The organism is Neobacillus niacini, assembly GCF_048572935.1.
GTDB classification, from domain to species: Bacteria; Bacillota; Bacilli; order Bacillales; family Cytobacillaceae; genus Neobacillus; species Neobacillus niacini.
In genome coordinates this window covers 2,491,770-2,508,579 of sequence record NZ_CP183883.1, presented here as the reverse complement: position 1 = coordinate 2,508,579, position 16,810 = coordinate 2,491,770, and the positions used below count along the sequence as shown (strand labels likewise).

Below are 16,810 nucleotides of genomic sequence, written 5' to 3'. Positions count from 1 at the left end.
CTCCTACTCTAAAATGGCAACACGTAATACTTCCTCGGTTGTAGTTAACCCTTGTTTAACCTTTAATAGGCCATCATCAATTAAAAAGATTGTTTTATTTTTAATCGCATGTTCTTTTAAATTTTGTAAAGAGTCGTCGTTCATAATGACTCTACGCATATCATCATTTAGAACCAACACTTCATGAAGTGCAATTCTCCCTTTATATCCGGTCATATTGCAGGAAGGACAGCCTTTTCCGCGGTTTATTTTATCAATCTTCATCCCTCGTCTTGCAAAGATTTCTTTTTCTCGTTTAGAAGCCTCTTCGATTTGTCCACAATCACGGCACACCTTTCGGACTAAACGCTGGGCAACAATTCCGCTTAATGAGGAGGCGATTAAAAACGGCTCTACCCCCATATCAATTAATCTAGTAATGGTTCCTAGTGAATCGTTCGTATGAATGGTACTTAACACTAAGTGACCTGTTAAAGAAGCACGGACAGCAATCTCTGCTGTTTCTTTATCACGAATCTCCCCAACCATGATAATGTTCGGATCCTGGCGAAGAATCGACCGTAGTCCAGCGGCAAAGGTCATTCCTACGTTCGTGTTTACCTGAATTTGGTTGATTCCTTCTAACTGGTATTCGACAGGATCTTCAATGGTAATAATATTTACTTGCTCGCTGTTTAATTTATTTAGTGCCGCATAGAGGGTAGATGATTTACCAGATCCGGTTGGTCCAGTAATCAACACAATCCCCGTTGGCTGTTCAATTAATTCAGAGAACCTTTTATAATTAAGTGCATTAAAGCCGATTTTACTCAGGTCATTTAAAGCTGCACCCATGTCAAGAATCCGCATTACGATTTTCTCGCCATAAACTGTCGGTAACGTCGAGACCCGGAGATCAATCGGATGGAATTCAAGATTTAATTTAATACGTCCATCCTGTGGTATTCGGTGTTCAGTTATGTCGAGATTAGCCATAATTTTTACTCTAGCCGTTAACACGCTCTGCATATGTCGTGGTAAAACTCGTTCTACCCTTAAAACACCATCCACTCGATACCTAATAACAACCTTGGTTTCATGTGGATCAATATGAATATCACTTGCCTTTTGAATGACCGCATTCGTGAGCAACTGATTAACAATACGCACAATTGGTGAATCAATATCTGTTACATCATCATCCCGCCCACGCTCATTTGGCGAAAATTCATCAAATAACTCTTCTAAATCTTCATCAACATTGTAATATTTATTAATTGCTCTTAAAACGCCATCCTTTGTTGCAATGACAGTTTCAATCTGAAATCCAGTTGACAGTCGTAAATCGTCAATCACAATAAAATCCATTGGATCTACCATGGCCACATAAAGCTTATTTCCTTCTCGTTTGAGAGGAATAATTAAATTACGCTTTGCCGTTTCTTTTGAAATGAGAGAAAAAAGATTGGTATCAAACGGATAATGAAATAGATTAACATGCGGTATCCCCAACTGTCTTTCAAGAACTTCGGCCAATTGTTGATCGGTTATATACCCTCTTTGCAGTAGGGCATCTCCGATTTTTTGATTTGGAGCTTTTTCTGATAAAGCCGTTTGCAGCTGTTCAGGTGTAAGTAGGCCTTCCTCTATTAATAAGTCCCCAAGCCTTTTTCTACTCTGTTTCATTTCATATCACTTCTTACTTTATTTAGGCTGTTCATTTGGTTTCCCCCAAAGGCCAGCAGCTGAATCCTGTTGAGCAGGGTCCACAACTGGCGGAGTCTGATTTGCATTAGGGTCAGGAGTCACAGTAGGGTCACCTCCAGCTGGTGTCCCAGTCTCTTGTTCAGTACCTGTTAATCCATGAATTTCAACACGGTAGACTGGAGGGTAATAATCTTCTGAAATTAACTCACTCTTAATCTTTTGACTATCCTGGTATATGTCCCGATATACTTTTACTATTTTCCCATCTGACCCTTCTGTTTGAACTTTTATTTGTCCTGGCAAGACTAATGGGCTGTATTGTTTAATTGTCTTTGGCTTTAACTGTTGTTCATCTTTTTTGCTGATTTTATAATTGTAAAGGAGCTTTTCTCCTTTTAAAGTCACGACTAGATTTTTGCCATCTATTCTAAGTTCTATTGAATACAATGATTTGTTTGGATTGAGTAAAACCAGGTCAGATCCATTAACAAGATTTACACTAGCTTCCAAACCTAACTCTGCGTAATCAGGTAGTGCACTGCCAATATTTCTTTCCTCAATCTTAAAATTTGAAGGCAGAATTGTTTGATATATACCCGTTGCAATGGTACTCAGTATTGAAGAGTTTTCAACCTTTTGGTTTTTAGCAAACTCTAGTAGGGAAAACTCTGATTCTTTCTCAATCAGTATTTCAGGATTTGCTTCAACCACTGTCTGTAAATCGAGTGGAACAACTTTTAACTCCACAATTGCTTCACTAATAACTGCATTTTTATCAGCAGGATCTACAACTAAATAATCAGAACTTAGATTAAAGCTAAAAGAACCATTGTTAAACTGCGACGCTGTTTTGGATAAATCCAAAGTTAGTTTGGTAAGTTCGAGTTTATTAGTATCTAGCTGAGGAAATAGAACTTGAATTTGTTCCTCAACCTGCATCATATCAATTGTTATGATAGCTGGATTTTGTTGTCCATCGACAATAGAAGAAACAGTTTTTGCAGAATCAAAATGAAACAAATTTGTATCAAATGGGACAATTAATTCGCTGTATTGCAGCTCAAATTTATTGTTCTTTACCCAGTCTACATACTTCTCCTCTAATAAAGATATCACTTCACTATCCGTTTTACCTGACACATCTATAGTACCAACTGTCGTTCCCTCGGAATATTTTCCATCGGAGCCTGTAAAATTTTCAAATGCCTTTGCACCGAAATGAGAGAAACTAAAAATAAATGCAATGCTTAAAAAAAGCACTACGTATAGTTTAAATAAACGTCTATGTTTGCCCAACCAATTTGCCTCCCTTCGGCTGTCATTCTACTTTTGTAATTCAGGTACTTTACTTAGATTAATTTTTTCTTTATCTAATCCTGCTGCTGTTTCTTTGAAGGCGACTAATAATTCTAATTCACCATCATCTAATTGGTCTTCATTTTTATTGTTATTCTTTAATTCATTTTCCTCCACCGAAAGATCATCAAAGTCTGCTAGTTCATCCAGCCAGCTATCTTCCACTGGTTCACTCTTCTCTTGGGAATCTTCTAAAAGCATGTTCTCAATTTCTGATAGGTATCCATCAACAATCTCGGGATCATCATTATGATCAAGTACATGATTCTCTGTATCCAGGTCCTGTAAAAATGAAAGATCAATCTCTTCACTTTTATCTTCCAAGACGTGAGATGATTCCGGTTGCATAGAAGACTGACTTGCAGATATAGAAATTGATGTGGGAGCAGTTAATTCCATTTCCTCTAAATCTAGTAAATCTAATTCAGTATTTTTTACCGATTGTTTATTTGAAAAAGTAAGATTAATTTCTTCGATCAACTCATCTTCTGGTAATATTGACTTATATAGAAACTTTCCTAGACGACTATCCATTATATATGCGGCAAAAAAAGTAAGTACAAACAGGATCAACCATGTTTGCCATAAAGGGAATAAGTTAACAGCTGCAAGTCCGCCAAGTGCAATGACAAATGCAGCCAAAACGACAGCAAACTTTCCTTTTAGATTGAAATCCAGTGATAAAAAGGATATTATCAACAACAGTAGCAGCATAGCACCGATGGCCCAGATGATTGTTTGCATAGATTAACTCCCCTTCTAATTCTCTTAAACTACAATTTTATTCAAAACATTATATTAATAGTTCATTTCCATCAAAAATTGACAAAATTCGTCTATTAAATATTGTATAATACTATTAGGTATTTTGAAAGAAGGCGAAAAATATTTTATCTAGGTAATTTTACCCTAGAAATTTTTAATATGGCTGGTGATATTTTTTGCATACAATAAAAAATGAAAAAGGGGTTACTCTCGTAGAGTTATTAGCCTCAATTGTTATTTTATCTATTATCCTGCTCAGCTTTATGACGTTTTTCACAAACTCATTTCAATATAATGCTGTGTCATCCGACAAAATGAAAGCAACAAATATTGCAAGAGAGGTGCAGGAGGATTTTAAAGTAAACTCGGAAAAAAACTTAGAATTAAAAAACTTAATCACTTTTTCGAAAACTTCAACAGGGACTACTATTCCAAAATCCAGCTATCCTAAGCTGAATTTAACTGAAGATATAATAAAAAACAGCGGGATTCTTACAATGAAGTTGATCAGTCAGAACTATAATGTTGAAGTTACTGTTGATACCAACAATGATCCAAGTTTACATTCATCTCTATCGAAAATACATGTTCAGGTAAAAAAAGGGACAAAGGTTTTGTCTGAATCATTTACCTACTTCGAAAGTTAAGGGGGAGGTGTAGATTATGTATAAGTCCCTGTCAAACGATGATGGAATTACACTCATAGAAGTACTAGCAACCCTAGCCATCATGTCCATTATAAGTATTCTTCTCTATGGGGTTTTAATGAACGGCTTTGATTACTCTAAGAAATCTCAAGAAAAAGTTTCTATTCAGCAAGAAATGAATATTGTCGTCACCAGTATTACGAAATTTCACGAATCATATAGGTCCTATGATATTAAGATTGATCACAATCCTGACGCCCGTAAAATTCAATTATTAGGAAAAGATTCTGCTGGTACAGTTGTGAATACCGTCGAATTATCGAATCCAGACTATGAGTACTCATTATATGATTATAGTGGAACTATTGAAACAACTTTCCCCACAACAAGGAATGTCAATACATCACAGGCCCTATATATTAGAATCACTATTAAAGATAAAAAGAACCCAAGCCAAACCTATGAGGTTAAAACTATTATTTCCAGGTTATAAGGAGGAATTTAAGTGAAGTATCTAAAAAATGAAAGAGGGATGACTCTTGTCATTGTGTTATTAACGATAACTGTTTTTTCCGTTCTTGGTTTGGCTGTCATGGGGGCCTCTGTCAATAATGTTAAACAAGTAAAAAAGACAGAAAGCGACATCCAAACGGTTGATGCCGCGGAAATGGGAGTTCAATATTACAATACACTCCTAAAAGATTTTTTCCATCAACAAATTGCATTAAAGAAAGACGAAATCAAAACCTTGATTCAAAATGACTATGCAAACAAAATCCCTCTTACAGCTGATAAAATAGAAGAATATGAAAAAAAGCTAGGAGAAAAATTAATACAAGCCTTTAATAGCTCTTCTGCCTTCCCTGCTTTTGGAAGTGTACTTCGAAAAGATATTGATGTTCCAACAAAAAGTTATTTTCAAATTAAAAATCTTACTGCTTCACCATCCTGTCCAACCTGTAATACGACTTTAAAAGAACCAGAGGAACTTATTGAATTTAGCTATGAGAGCTACGGTTTTACCAATCAGAATCCTGAAAAAAAACTTACCGGAAAATTTATTTTTACGTTTTCAATTGACAAAGCGGAGATTAAAGAGAAGTTGATCCCGGTTCAAAATCATGATTATACAACGTTAATTCCCAAACCAACGAGCGTGACTGCATGTGAAGAAGAAGAATTTAGCACTGGAAGCAAAGGTAGAGATGTATTCAATAATTTAAAATGTAGTTTCGATCAGCCAGTTAGTGTTGATAAGCCTTCGGAAATAATAGGATCAGAATTAGTTTTTGACAAAGGTGTTCAATTTAACAAACAAATGAATAAGGGGATTGAAAATTCAACTTTATATATTACTGGATTACCTGGTACTACTACTCTATTTAATAAACAAATAAACGGAATTCATAACTCCAAAATTTTAGTTAACGGGAAAGCACAATTTGAAACGGTTAACCAAGGGATTCACAATTCAACAATCGTAGTCGTTGGGGACGCTATATTTGGTGACGGAAAGGATAAATTAAAAGATCTCTCACATTCATCTATATATGTATTGGGGAATGCTGATATGACAGACATAGATTTCTCCCATTTCGACATAACCGCTAAAATCTGTGTAAAAGGTACCATTACTGGAGATTCTAGTCTTTATAGCTATCCCGTATACTCTGAAAGCTATAATAAGGTTAAATTTGATGAAAATTGCTCACTAGGAATAATCCAGGATGGCGGTAAGACAATCGAAATTTCAGATCAATTTATGGATTGGGCTGAAGAAATAAAGCCAATCGTTAGTTACAATTAGGCATTAGAAAAGGGTGTTCCAAATTGGAACACCCTTTTCTACTACAATTTTAACAAGACGAATACTCCGCAACCCGATTTCTACCAGCCCTCTTCGCCCCAACATAAAGAGCCCTATCCGCATGCCTCACCAAAGCAAGCGGATCTTCCGCATCCTCAGGAGCAGTTGCCACTCCAATTGAAGCTGTAATTTTTACCTGCTGTTGTGTTAGCTCTAAGGATTGCTGCAAGGTAAATGGCCAGTTGGCGATAGATTGTCTTATCATTTCTGCAAGATGATAGGCTTCTTTTTTATCAGCCTCCGGCAGTAACACTACAAATTCTTCCCCGCCATATCGAGCGACTGTTCCCCTTGAACCCACAAGATTACTTAACCTAGCTGCCAATTCACAAAGAATCTCATTTCCGCTCTGGTGCCCATATGTGTCATTGACTTCTTTAAAATGGTCGATATCAAGGATGATTAACGATAGGACTTTTCGTTGGAATTGGAATAGCTTATCGAATTCCTCCGTTAGTAATTTTTCAAAGTATCGATAATTATATAATTTCGTTAAGGCGCAGCGTTCACTCTGAGTTTTTGTGATTTCATAATGCTTGGCATTATCGATGGCAACTGCAAAATACGAACATAGGATATCAACGATCATCAACTGAGATCTCTCATAAGCTCTTTTTTGCTTTGAAGCAAGCATTAAGACTCCAATGACTTTTTTATTTCTGACAATAGGAACTGCTAACACACTTTCTGCGTCACTAGGAAGATACCCCTTCGTAAAGGGCTTCCAATCTTTTTTTGAATGATATAAATAACCTTTTTTCTTATCCCATACAAAACCGCTTATGCCCTGATTTTTTTTGATTTTAGCACTCTCCGTAGTAATTCCAGTCCCACACTGAATGCGACGGACTAATTGAAGCTCGTCATCACTGATGACATCAAAAATGTAGGCATAGTCAACGGGAAGCATTTCACTTAGTTTCTGCATAAAAAGGTCAATAACTCCATCAACCTCAAGGCGTTCAGCCATTTGGTGACCAATTTCAGCAGCCTTCTGTAAATATTCGTTGATTTTTTGACTTGAATAATAAAGCTTGAATATGATTGATAAACTTGCAAATGGAACAGCTACAATAAATAGCGCTAATAGTCCTTGAAAGTTATAAAACATATAGAGTACAAAGCCAAGCGGCAAAGTCATAAATGTGGTAACTGTCTCCACAATGAAATCTTTCCCAAAGTAGGATTCCTTACTTTTATAGATAAAATATAAATAAAATGAAATAATGACCTGATTTAGGAAGTAATTCACTACAGCATAAACTGCTGCAAGTGCAAGAGAATGCAGATTATTTATTATGGTAGGACCTGTTTGTCCACCAAGTGCATAGTAAACGACACCACTGACTAAAGAAACTAGAAAAAACATGATCAAGTTTAGCGGTAAACGGAAAAGTTGCTCCTTTTGTAGACGCAGCCTGAGTAATAACACAATGACTGCAGCCTGCGCAAAAATCATTTCAACAAATATTCCGAAACTTAAGAATGTAGCGAGTGATACCCATTGAATTAAGAAAATAGGCGTATTATTTATGACCATTGGCATAAAGGCAACAACCGATGTTAAAATCAAAAATGCTGCAATATCTAACCATTTACCTGAAATGTGAGGAGGATAAGTTTGATAGGTAAACCACAATCCTGCTGGAACGAGCAAGAGCCATACTAGAAATATATTTCGTTTTGTTTTTGCGGCAACTGTCAATCTAGCCCCTCCTTATCAAACAGTTATTTTGAAATCAAGATAATTCTATTTTACCAAAAATCTAGGAGCCTGTCATAGTGAAATCGTCTTGTTTTTCAAAAATTCACTCAAATAAAGTTTAACCTCAGAAATGAAATACAAAGAGCCTGTTACGACAAGTATCTGGTCATTCTTTAAAGAATTAATAATCTCTGCTAGATGTATGTCCCATTTGTCTTCCATTGCTTTATTTTTGGATTTACTGATCGCAAATAAATCTTTTGCTTGAGCAGCACGAGGAAAGTCAAATGACACGAAGGAAATTTCATCTGCCACTTGATCTAATTGGGCAATCATTTGGTCCAGCTTTTTATCTTTTAAGGCTGCAAATACAATATTAATATGATAGTTAGAATAACGAGTAGAAAGTTCCTTAACCAGTACCGAAATTCCCTCATCATTATGAGCGCCATCAATAATGACGATTGGACGATGAGAAAGGATTTCAAATCTTCCTGGCCAATACGCTTTCTTTAAGCCTGTCCTAATGTCCTCCTCGCAGATGGAAAAATCCCCATCTTGATTGATAGCTTGAACAGCCATTACTGCTAAGGAAGCATTTTCTGTTTGGTATTGACCAATCATGCTGATTTGCAACTGTTCGATTTTATGGTCATTACACTCTAATGTAAACATCTCTCCATTAGCTTGTGGGCTGTGGGAGGTAATGGTGAAATCCTGATTCAATCGAAATAGTGAGGCATGCTTTTTTTCAGCCTGTTCCTGTATGACCTTCATTGCTTCTTCATTTTTTACGGCAGTATATGTAGGAATCCCTTCTTTAATAATGCCTGCCTTTTCAAAAGCAATTTCTCCGTACGTGTGCCCTAGTATATTTGTATGATCTAACCCAATGTTTGTAATGATAGAAGCGATTGGCTGAATAATATTAGTAGAATCAAACCTTCCGCCTAAGCCCACTTCATAGATAACCATGTCCACTTGATTGATATTGGCAAAATAATAGAAAGACATTGCTGTAATAACTTCAAACTCAGTTGGTCCGCCTAACTCAGTTTCTTCCAATTCATCCGCAAGAGGACGAATCACATTGGTTAACTCAAGGATTTCTTCGTCACTGATGGGCTTCCCATTTACAGAGATTCGCTCATTAAATTGTTCAATATATGGTGATGTAAACGTACCCACGGTATAGCCTGCTGCTTCGAGAATATTGCGTAGGAAGGTTACCGTTGACCCTTTCCCATTTGTTCCGCCAATATGAACAGTTTTCATTTTCCGCTCTGGAGACCCGAGCTTTTCCATCATCCATTCCATTCGGGAAAGTCCTGGTTTAATCCCAAGCCTTAATCTTGCGTGTATCCATTCAAGGGCTTCGTTATAAGTTGTAAACATTTTGGCCACCCCATCTTTATTTTCTAAAAGAAGACGAATCCTACTATAGGACTCGTCTCGATATCTTTATTATAATCCTTTTAACTCATTTATACGAGCCTCTACTAGCGCTCTTTTTTCACGATAGTCTTTTTCCTTTGCCCGTTCTTCGGCTACTACACTCTCCGGTGCCTTTTTCATAAAGCCCTCGTTATTTAGCTTCTTTTCAACTCTGTCTACTTCTTTGGTTAACTTGTCGTATTCTTTCTGTAGACGAGCAATTTCTTCGTCAATGTTAATTAAACCTTCTAGTGGAAGATAGATCTCCAAGCCAGTAATGACAGCTGTCATTGCCTTCTCTGGTGTTTCAAGGTTTGTTCCCAATTGTAATTCTTCTGGGTTACAGAATTTTTCAATATAACTGCGGTTCTTTTCAAGCGCCTTTAGTACTGAATCATCCTTTGCCTTTACAAGCATTTTAATCTTCTTGCTCATTGGCGTGTTTACCTCAGCACGAATGTTTCGTACGGAACGAATCATTTCCATTAACATCTTCATTTCTTGAGCCGCTTGTTCATCAGAGTAAGCCGGAATCACTTCTGGCCACTTAGCCGTTGTGATTGACTCTCCATTATGAGGGAGGTTCTGCCAGATTTCCTCGGTAATGAATGGCATGAACGGATGTAACAAACGCATTGTCTGATCAAGAACATGTGCAAGAATCGAACGAGTAGTTTTCTTTGCAGCTTCATCCTCACCATATAGCGGAAGTTTTGCCATTTCAATGTACCAATCACAGAAATCATCCCAGATGAAGTTGTATAGTGCACGGCCGGCTTCTCCGAATTCATAACGCTCTGAAAGTTTGGTAACACTCTCAATGGTTTCATTTAATTGAGTTAGAATCCATTTATCTGCAACGGACTTTTCACCGCTAAAATCGATTTCTTCATATGTCATGCCATCCATGTTCATCAATGCAAAACGAGAAGCATTCCAAATTTTATTGGCAAAGTTCCAAGTCGATTCAACTTTCTCGAAGCTAAAGCGTAAATCCTGACCAGGAGAGCTTCCGGTTGAAAGGAAGTAACGCAATGAATCAGCACCGTATTTTGCGATAACATCCATTGGGTCCACACCGTTACCTAAAGATTTACTCATCTTACGTCCTTGTTCGTCACGAACCAAACCATGGATGAGAACGTCTTTAAATGGTCGTTCACCTGTAAATTCCAAGCTTTGGAAAATCATCCGGGATACCCAGAAGAAAATGATATCATAACCAGTTACGAGTACATCGGTTGGGAAGAAACGCTTGAAGTCCTCTGCTTCAACATTTGGCCAGCCCATTGTGGAGAATGGCCATAGTGCCGAACTGAACCATGTATCCAATACGTCTTTATCCTGCTCCCAATTTTCACTGTCTGCAGGAGCTTCATGACCAACGTAAACTTCACCAGTTTCCTTATGGTACCAAGCAGGAATGCGGTGGCCCCACCAAAGCTGTCTTGAAATACACCAGTCGCGAATATTCTCCATCCAGTGCAGGTACGTTTTTTCAAAGCGCTCAGGTACGAAGTTAACTTTGTTTTCTTTATTTTGTAGTGCGATGGCTTCGTCTGCCAGCGGCTGCATTTTAACAAACCATTGTGTTGAAAGGTATGGCTCAACAACTGCCCCACTGCGCTCAGAATGGCCAACGGAGTGCAAATGCTCTTCAATTTTGAATAGAACGCCTTGTTCTTGAAGGTCTTTCACAATTTGCTTGCGGCATTCAAAACGGTCCATTCCTTTGTACTTTCCAGCTCTGTCATTCATTGTGCCATCTTCATTCATAACTAGTACGCGCTCAAGATTATGACGGTTCCCGATTTCAAAATCGTTCGGGTCATGTGCTGGTGTAATTTTAACGGCCCCAGAACCGAATTCCATATCCACATAGTCATCGCCAACAATCTTAATTTCACGGCCAACGATAGGAAGGATAACGGTTTTGCCAATTAGGTGCTTATAGCGCTCATCTTCTGGATGAACTGCAACTGCTGTATCACCTAACATGGTTTCTGGACGAGTGGTAGCTACTTCAATGTGTCCAGAACCGTCCGCTAACGGATATTTCATATGATAAAAAGCACCTTGAACATCCTTGTAGATAACTTCGATGTCTGATAAGGCTGTTTTTGTTGATGGATCCCAGTTGATGATATATTCACCGCGATAAATAAGTCCCTTGTTATATAAGGTGACAAATACTTCACGTACCGCTGCTGATAGACCTTCATCAAGTGTGAACCGCTCACGGCTATAGTCTAAGCCTAGACCTAGTTTCGCCCACTGTTGGCGGATATGGGAGGCGTATTCCTCTTTCCACTTCCATGTTTCCTCAACGAACTTTTCACGTCCTAGGTCGTAACGGCTTTTGCCTTCGCCGCGAAGTTTTTCTTCAACCTTCGCTTGTGTCGCGATTCCAGCATGGTCCATACCTGGCAGCCATAGTACATCATAGCCCTGCATCCGCTTCATACGTGTAACGATATCTTGTAATGTTGTATCCCAAGCATGCCCTAAGTGCAGCTTCCCCGTTACGTTTGGCGGTGGAATAACGATTGTATAAGGCTGTTTTCCTTCATCATTTTGCGCTTCGAAAAACTTACCTTTAACCCACCAATCATATCGTCCCTGCTCAATCGACTGTGGATCATACTTCGTCGGCATGGTAATTTCTTTTGTTTCCATTTGACCATCTCCTTGTTTTCTTTTTCTGTCATTTAAGTAAAACTAGACAAACAAAAAACCCCATTCGTCATAAAAGGACGAATGGAGTTTGCTTCGCGGTACCACCTTTTTTCCAATCATAAAGAAACTGATTGGCGCTTAAATGGATAACGGATTTGATCCGTCCTCAACTAGTAGGATGTAATCCGTTCGCTGAAGAAGCTCAAGGGCGACCTTCCGAGTGTCTGCTTAGGAATCCTTTCAGCTAATGGTTCCCTCTCTTTAAGCAGATTAACGTCGTACTCTTCCCTGTCTTTGCTTTTACTTTTTAATTGATATAGTTATACTACCCAAAAAGTTATCTTGACGTCAATAATGATAACCAATTTTTTTATATTATATACGAATTTGTAAAATACGTTAAGGAATTAGGAGAATTCACTATGTAAAAAGAATATATATAAAAGAAATGCTATTTTGGAGAGGAAGGTTGCGATGAAGCGGAGGAAGTTTATCACCAAGTATGCTTATACTCCATGGTTTCGAACCACTAGGAGAGTGTGTGCGCAGTTGATCTTGCCGTTTACGATATTCCAATTAATACGTACATTGTTTATTCCAACCGTATTTGATGTTCTTTTATTGACGGTTTTTATTGCGATTGCCGTTTCAATTTATTTTGAAATTGTTTAAGAGCCCAAAAAGCAAAAGTTATTGCTGCTGGGCTCCTTCTTTTGCCTGTTTCTCCTGCTCATCAATTTCCGTCATTCTCATGACTACATATTCAGAATTCTTCAAATGCCAGTATTTGCGCTGCAGCATTCGAACAAATTTCAACTCATTTTTCGGCTGTTCTTTTTTATAATACCGTTCGGCCACCTGAATGATTGGAATTGGATAAGCTAAATAACTAAAGAATAGTAGTTTTTCATCCACTTTGAAGGGAAAATATTTATAGTAATGGTAAATCCACTCAACCGCTTCGTCATTTCGTGTTGGCGGGGTATTAAAGGAACGTGATAAGTATGGCAATAAATCATGAATGGGCGAGCCGTAACGGGCATTTTCAAAGTTAATAAAATAACCATAACCCTTGTCGTCATAAAGAAAATGCTCGGAAGATACTTTTCCATGGGTAATCACCATTCGTGCTTTTTCTTCTTCCTTTGTTTTTTCATACCATTCTTCGAATTTCGTTTTAGAAAAGCGAAGTGCTTGAGTTATTTCGGTATAGTATAAACAAAACACCAATTCAAATGGCGACATGTACGTCTTTTTTTCACATTCATCGATAAACCCATCAAGAAACTCCTGATTCTTATCAAGTACGGCAATCGTTTTTTCGTAATGCTCTGTCCGCTCCTCTTTGTTCACGGTGATCTCTTTGGCAGATAACGTATGAAGCCTGGCTAATTCGCGAAACAGCTGCTGATGTTTCTGTGTCCTGTCTTCCTTTACTTCATTCGGCATCCAGGGCATTAAGTAATACAAGGCTTTATCATGAAGAACAGCATATCTTCCGTCCATGGTTGGGTAAATAGGGACAATTCGATTGTAGCCCTTTTGGTAAAGAAGATGAACATGACGAATAAAGTCTGTGCCATTTGTCGGGTCCATTTTCTTTAATGCAAAGGTCCCTTTATTGGAATAGATTTTCTTAATATTGCCGTGATCCTCAACAAAATTGGGCGTTACTTGGTAGTGATTTAAAATGGGGATGAATAATTCTACCTGATTTGCGTCGCGCATCGACATTCATCTGCCTTTCAGCTAGAGCAAAATCCTTAAAAAGATGTGAGCAGGTTAGAAACCCGCTCACTATGTGTTTGGTTGATTATTTTTTTGCTAATGCGAATGGTACGTATAATACTTGACCCTCATAGACATCTTGGTTGAGCTCAAGATTATTGTAACGCAGCAGATTAGGAACGGATACGTCATAACGGTCGGCAAGACTATCCAGTGTATCACCCTTTTGAACGATACAAACTTTTAATCTAGCTTGATCGGAGCTGTCTTCCTTACGGGCAAAGAACTCCGTTAAGGTCATTGTTTTCTTTTTTTGTGCCTTCTTTTTTGCTTGTTTCGGTGGCACTTCTGGGGATGAAGAACTCTCCTCCATCACTGGCTCTTTTGCTTCTGCTGGTTCTTTTGCCTTTTCTTCTGAAATTGGCTGTACTGGTGCTTTCTCGATGATTTCTTCTACCTCTTGAACTGGCTCACTCGCTTCACTTCTTGCATGTTCAAAAACAACAGGCTGTTGTGGCTGTTGTGGCTCTTCCTCTTCTTCTGGCTCTTCATAGGTAAAGGTTGGGAATTTCGGAAAAGCTTCAACTTTCTCTTCTTCTGGCTGTTTCCTTGCTTCTGCCTCAAATAAGAAAGTATCCGCAAAGTGATTCTCTTCTTCAGCTTCTTCTTGTTCTTCCGCTATAGGAACTTCTACCTGATAGCGATGGAGAACTTCAAACTCTTCTTCTTCTACAACTTCTTCCTCTTCTTGTGTTGAATCGTACAGGCCGCTGATGGTTAATTCTGCGGACAATTTAAGACAGCTGCGTTCCGGAATGGAATAATCAAATGACTCCACAATTACATCAATATCATAAATGCTTTGAATCCGATTGTTGGGGATGGTAATATCGACAGGAAAACGGTGTGAGAACTCACAAATGCCTTCCTCTTGTGGATCCACTCTTTCTACATACTTTTGGCTAGGTACATTTTCTTCCTCTTCCACTGTACTATCTTGGTCATTTCTATATTCGCCTGTTAATTCCAGCGAACCACGTATGGTTACGTATTGATCATTTTCCTGGATGGTAATATCCGGGTCTAGAGAAATCGACACAAGTTCAGCTACTTCCTGTCCTTTTCTAAACCACAAAGACTCCTCCAAGGAAAATCGCAGGCACGATTGATTCTCCTGAGACAAAGCGACTCCTCCTTTCGTTTCCTTTTAAGCAAAATCACTATGTCACTTACACTTTATGAACGAGTGATTTTAAATATGATAAAAAAGGCTTTTTACAAAATAAAAAACACTCACAATTGATTTGTGAGTAAATGTCTTTTCCTTAATCGGGTAACCAGCAATAGGAAAATAAGCGGAGCTTTTCCGGTTAAATGCAGAATGGAGCTAGTTTCGGGGAATATAAGGGGAGATATTCCGCTTATTCAAATCAAAGTCCCCTATTTTTGAATTTTTCGTGCCAATAAGCGGAATCTCTCCGTCTATATAAGCTTATTTAATAATAATTAATAATTAAGCGGAATTATTACGTCTATTTATCAGCTCGGATGCTTAACCTGATTTTCGACTAGTGAGTATAAATACAGAAATAGACGTATGCCTATTGCATACGTCCATTCTTGAGTCTTTTTATAGAAAAAAGTATTATTTAAGTTTTGAAAAAGCAACTTCAACTGCTTGAATTGTCTTCTCAATATCTTCTTCGGTATGTGCAGTAGACAAGAACAGTCCTTCAAATTGAGATGGCGGCAGGAATACTCCTTGTTCAGCCATTTCACGATAGTAGGCAGCAAAATAATCTAGGTTAGAAGTTTTTGCTGTTTCATAGTTGATGACAGGTTCTTTCGTAAAGAAGAATCCAATCATCGAACCTGCACGGTTAAACGTAACAGGAATATCATATTTTTCAGCCGCTGCTGTAATTCCTTTTTCAAGTAGGTCACCTAAGCGCTTGAACTCTTCGTAATGCTCTGGTGTTAATTGTGTTAATGTCTCGTAACCAGCAGTCATTGCAAGCGGATTTCCGGAAAGAGTTCCTGCTTGATAGATTGGTCCCGCAGGAGCAATTTGCTGCATGATTTCAGCCTTACCGCCGTAAGCACCAACTGGCAGACCGCCGCCAATTACTTTACCAAGACATGTGATATCAGGCGTGATATTGAAATAGCCTTGCGCACAATTATAGCCCACACGGAAGCCGGTCATAACTTCATCAAAAATCAACAATGCCCCGTTTTCGGAAGTAATTTCACGAAGACCTTCTAAGAATCCTGGTAGCGGCGGTACTAGACCCATATTTCCAGCAACCGGTTCAACGATAATACAAGCAATATCATCACCGAATTGTTCGAACGCATATTTAACGCCTTCAAGGTCATTGTATGCAACAGTAATCGTGTTCTTAGCCACTCCTTCAGGTACACCAGGGCTGTCTGGTAAACCGAGTGTAGCAACCCCAGAACCAGCTTTAATTAAAAGGGAATCACCATGGCCATGGTAGCAGCCTTCAAATTTTAAAATCTTGTTACGGCCTGTATAACCGCGTGCTAGGCGGAGCGCACTCATAGTCGCTTCTGTTCCAGATGAAACCATCCTTACGACTTCAATTGATGGTACACGTTCAATAACAAGTTTAGCCAGTTCATTTTCCATTAAAGTCGGTGCACCATAGCTTGTACCAAGCTCAGCAACCTTTTTAATTCCTTCAACGACTCTGTCATTTGTATGACCAAGGATTAGCGGTCCCCATGATAATACGTAATCGATATATTCATTGCCATCGATATCATAGATTTTTGAACCTTTTCCTCTTTCCATGAAAATCGGATCCATATTTACAGATTTAAAAGCACGCACCGGGCTGTTAACACCACCAGGCATCAAGTTTTTAGCTTCTTTAAAGGCTTCTTGCGATTTTGTATATGAGCGCATTATCTGTTCCTCTT

The 16,810-nt window shown here is 38.3% G+C and carries 13 protein-coding genes and 1 other annotated feature; of the genes, 4 read left to right on the top strand and 9 right to left on the bottom strand.

Annotation, left to right across the window (positions count from 1 at the left end):
• Positions 1-3: 3 nt before the first annotated feature.
• Genes ACN6MT_RS12025 through ACN6MT_RS12015 form a run of 3 tightly spaced genes read right to left on the bottom strand, consistent with a single transcriptional unit; the run spans position 4 to position 3,786 of the window.
• Positions 4-1,665 carry a GspE/PulE family protein gene (locus ACN6MT_RS12025; RefSeq protein WP_419956027.1) on the bottom strand — a complete coding sequence of 554 codons (1,662 nt, stop codon included), beginning with the start codon at positions 1,663-1,665 and terminating at the stop codon, positions 4-6.
• Between the two features lie 18 nt (positions 1,666-1,683).
• The gene (locus ACN6MT_RS12020) at positions 1,684-2,982 is read right to left on the bottom strand and encodes a G5 domain-containing protein (protein ID WP_419956026.1); all 1,299 of its coding nucleotides are present in this window, start codon (positions 2,980-2,982) and stop codon (positions 1,684-1,686) included.
• Positions 2,983-3,009: 27 nt separating this feature from the next.
• Positions 3,010-3,786 (bottom strand): hypothetical protein, encoded by a 777-nt coding sequence (locus tag ACN6MT_RS12015; RefSeq protein WP_419956025.1) that lies wholly within the window; start codon positions 3,784-3,786, stop codon positions 3,010-3,012.
• Between the two features lie 197 nt (positions 3,787-3,983).
• On the opposite strand from ACN6MT_RS12015, the gene ACN6MT_RS12010 reads away from it, so the two are divergent.
• Genes ACN6MT_RS12010 through ACN6MT_RS12000 form a run of 3 tightly spaced genes read left to right on the top strand, consistent with a single transcriptional unit; the run spans position 3,984 to position 6,261 of the window.
• Entirely contained in the window at positions 3,984-4,454 is a 471-nt protein-coding gene (locus tag ACN6MT_RS12010; protein WP_419956024.1) for a type IV pilus modification PilV family protein, read from the top strand.
• A 16-nt stretch (positions 4,455-4,470) separates the two neighbouring features.
• On the top strand, positions 4,471-4,947 hold the full coding sequence (locus ACN6MT_RS12005; protein WP_419956023.1) for a PulJ/GspJ family protein: 477 nt from the start codon (positions 4,471-4,473) through the stop codon (positions 4,945-4,947).
• Positions 4,948-4,959: 12 nt separating this feature from the next.
• Complete coding sequence (locus tag ACN6MT_RS12000) at positions 4,960-6,261, top strand: type II secretion system protein (RefSeq protein ID WP_419956022.1); 1,302 nt, start codon at positions 4,960-4,962, stop codon at positions 6,259-6,261.
• 49 nt (positions 6,262-6,310) lie between these two features.
• Here ACN6MT_RS12000 and ACN6MT_RS11995 read toward each other — a convergent pair whose 3' ends face one another.
• From ACN6MT_RS11995 to ACN6MT_RS11985, 3 genes are all read right to left on the bottom strand, one after another.
• Positions 6,311-8,026, bottom strand: coding sequence for a sensor domain-containing diguanylate cyclase (locus ACN6MT_RS11995; RefSeq protein ID WP_419956021.1), 1,716 nt, complete (start codon positions 8,024-8,026; stop codon positions 6,311-6,313).
• Between the two features lie 72 nt (positions 8,027-8,098).
• Complete coding sequence (locus ACN6MT_RS11990) at positions 8,099-9,421, bottom strand: bifunctional folylpolyglutamate synthase/dihydrofolate synthase (RefSeq protein WP_419956020.1); 1,323 nt, start codon at positions 9,419-9,421, stop codon at positions 8,099-8,101.
• 69 nt (positions 9,422-9,490) lie between these two features.
• Positions 9,491-12,136: a valine--tRNA ligase gene (locus tag ACN6MT_RS11985; RefSeq protein ID WP_419956019.1), complete on the bottom strand. Its 2,646-nt coding sequence runs from the start codon at positions 12,134-12,136 to the stop codon at positions 9,491-9,493.
• 70 nt (positions 12,137-12,206) lie between these two features.
• Positions 12,207-12,440: a binding site (T-box leader), on the bottom strand.
• 170 nt (positions 12,441-12,610) lie between these two features.
• Between ACN6MT_RS11985 and ACN6MT_RS11980 the strand changes: the two genes are divergently transcribed.
• Positions 12,611-12,808, top strand: a complete 198-nt coding sequence (locus ACN6MT_RS11980; protein ID WP_082799419.1) for a hypothetical protein — start codon at positions 12,611-12,613, stop codon at positions 12,806-12,808.
• 18 nt (positions 12,809-12,826) lie between these two features.
• On the opposite strand, the gene ysxE is transcribed toward ACN6MT_RS11980, so the two are convergent.
• The 3 genes from ysxE to hemL all read right to left on the bottom strand — a co-directional run bounded on the left by ysxE (position 12,827) and on the right by hemL (position 16,796).
• Positions 12,827-13,864, bottom strand: coding sequence for a spore coat protein YsxE (ysxE, locus tag ACN6MT_RS11975; protein ID WP_419956426.1), 1,038 nt, complete (start codon positions 13,862-13,864; stop codon positions 12,827-12,829).
• An 85-nt stretch (positions 13,865-13,949) separates the two neighbouring features.
• Positions 13,950-14,999 (bottom strand): stage VI sporulation protein D, encoded by a 1,050-nt coding sequence (gene spoVID, locus ACN6MT_RS11970; protein ID WP_419956018.1) that lies wholly within the window; start codon positions 14,997-14,999, stop codon positions 13,950-13,952.
• Positions 15,000-15,509: 510 nt separating this feature from the next.
• On the bottom strand, positions 15,510-16,796 hold the full coding sequence (hemL, locus tag ACN6MT_RS11965; RefSeq protein ID WP_419956017.1) for a glutamate-1-semialdehyde 2,1-aminomutase: 1,287 nt from the start codon (positions 16,794-16,796) through the stop codon (positions 15,510-15,512).
• Between the last annotated feature and the right edge of the window lie 14 nt (positions 16,797-16,810).

Excerpts from the sequence above, each read along its gene's own strand:
- ACN6MT_RS12025 (WP_419956027.1), bottom strand. The coding sequence starts at position 1,665 with ATGAAACAGAGTAGAAAAAGGCTTGGGGACTTATTAATAGAGGAAGGC.
- ACN6MT_RS12015 (WP_419956025.1), bottom strand. The coding sequence starts at position 3,786 with ATGCAAACAATCATCTGGGCCATCGGTGCTATGCTGCTACTGTTGTTG.
- ACN6MT_RS12005 (WP_419956023.1), top strand. The coding sequence starts at position 4,471 with ATGTATAAGTCCCTGTCAAACGATGATGGAATTACACTCATAGAAGTA.
- ACN6MT_RS11990 (WP_419956020.1), bottom strand. The coding sequence starts at position 9,421 with ATGTTTACAACTTATAACGAAGCCCTTGAATGGATACACGCAAGATTA.
- ACN6MT_RS11985 (WP_419956019.1), bottom strand. The coding sequence starts at position 12,136 with ATGGAAACAAAAGAAATTACCATGCCGACGAAGTATGATCCACAGTCG.
- ACN6MT_RS11980 (WP_082799419.1), top strand. The coding sequence starts at position 12,611 with ATGAAGCGGAGGAAGTTTATCACCAAGTATGCTTATACTCCATGGTTT.
- ysxE (WP_419956426.1), bottom strand. The coding sequence starts at position 13,864 with ATGCGCGACGCAAATCAGGTAGAATTATTCATCCCCATTTTAAATCAC.
- hemL (WP_419956017.1), bottom strand. The coding sequence starts at position 16,796 with ATGCGCTCATATACAAAATCGCAAGAAGCCTTTAAAGAAGCTAAAAAC.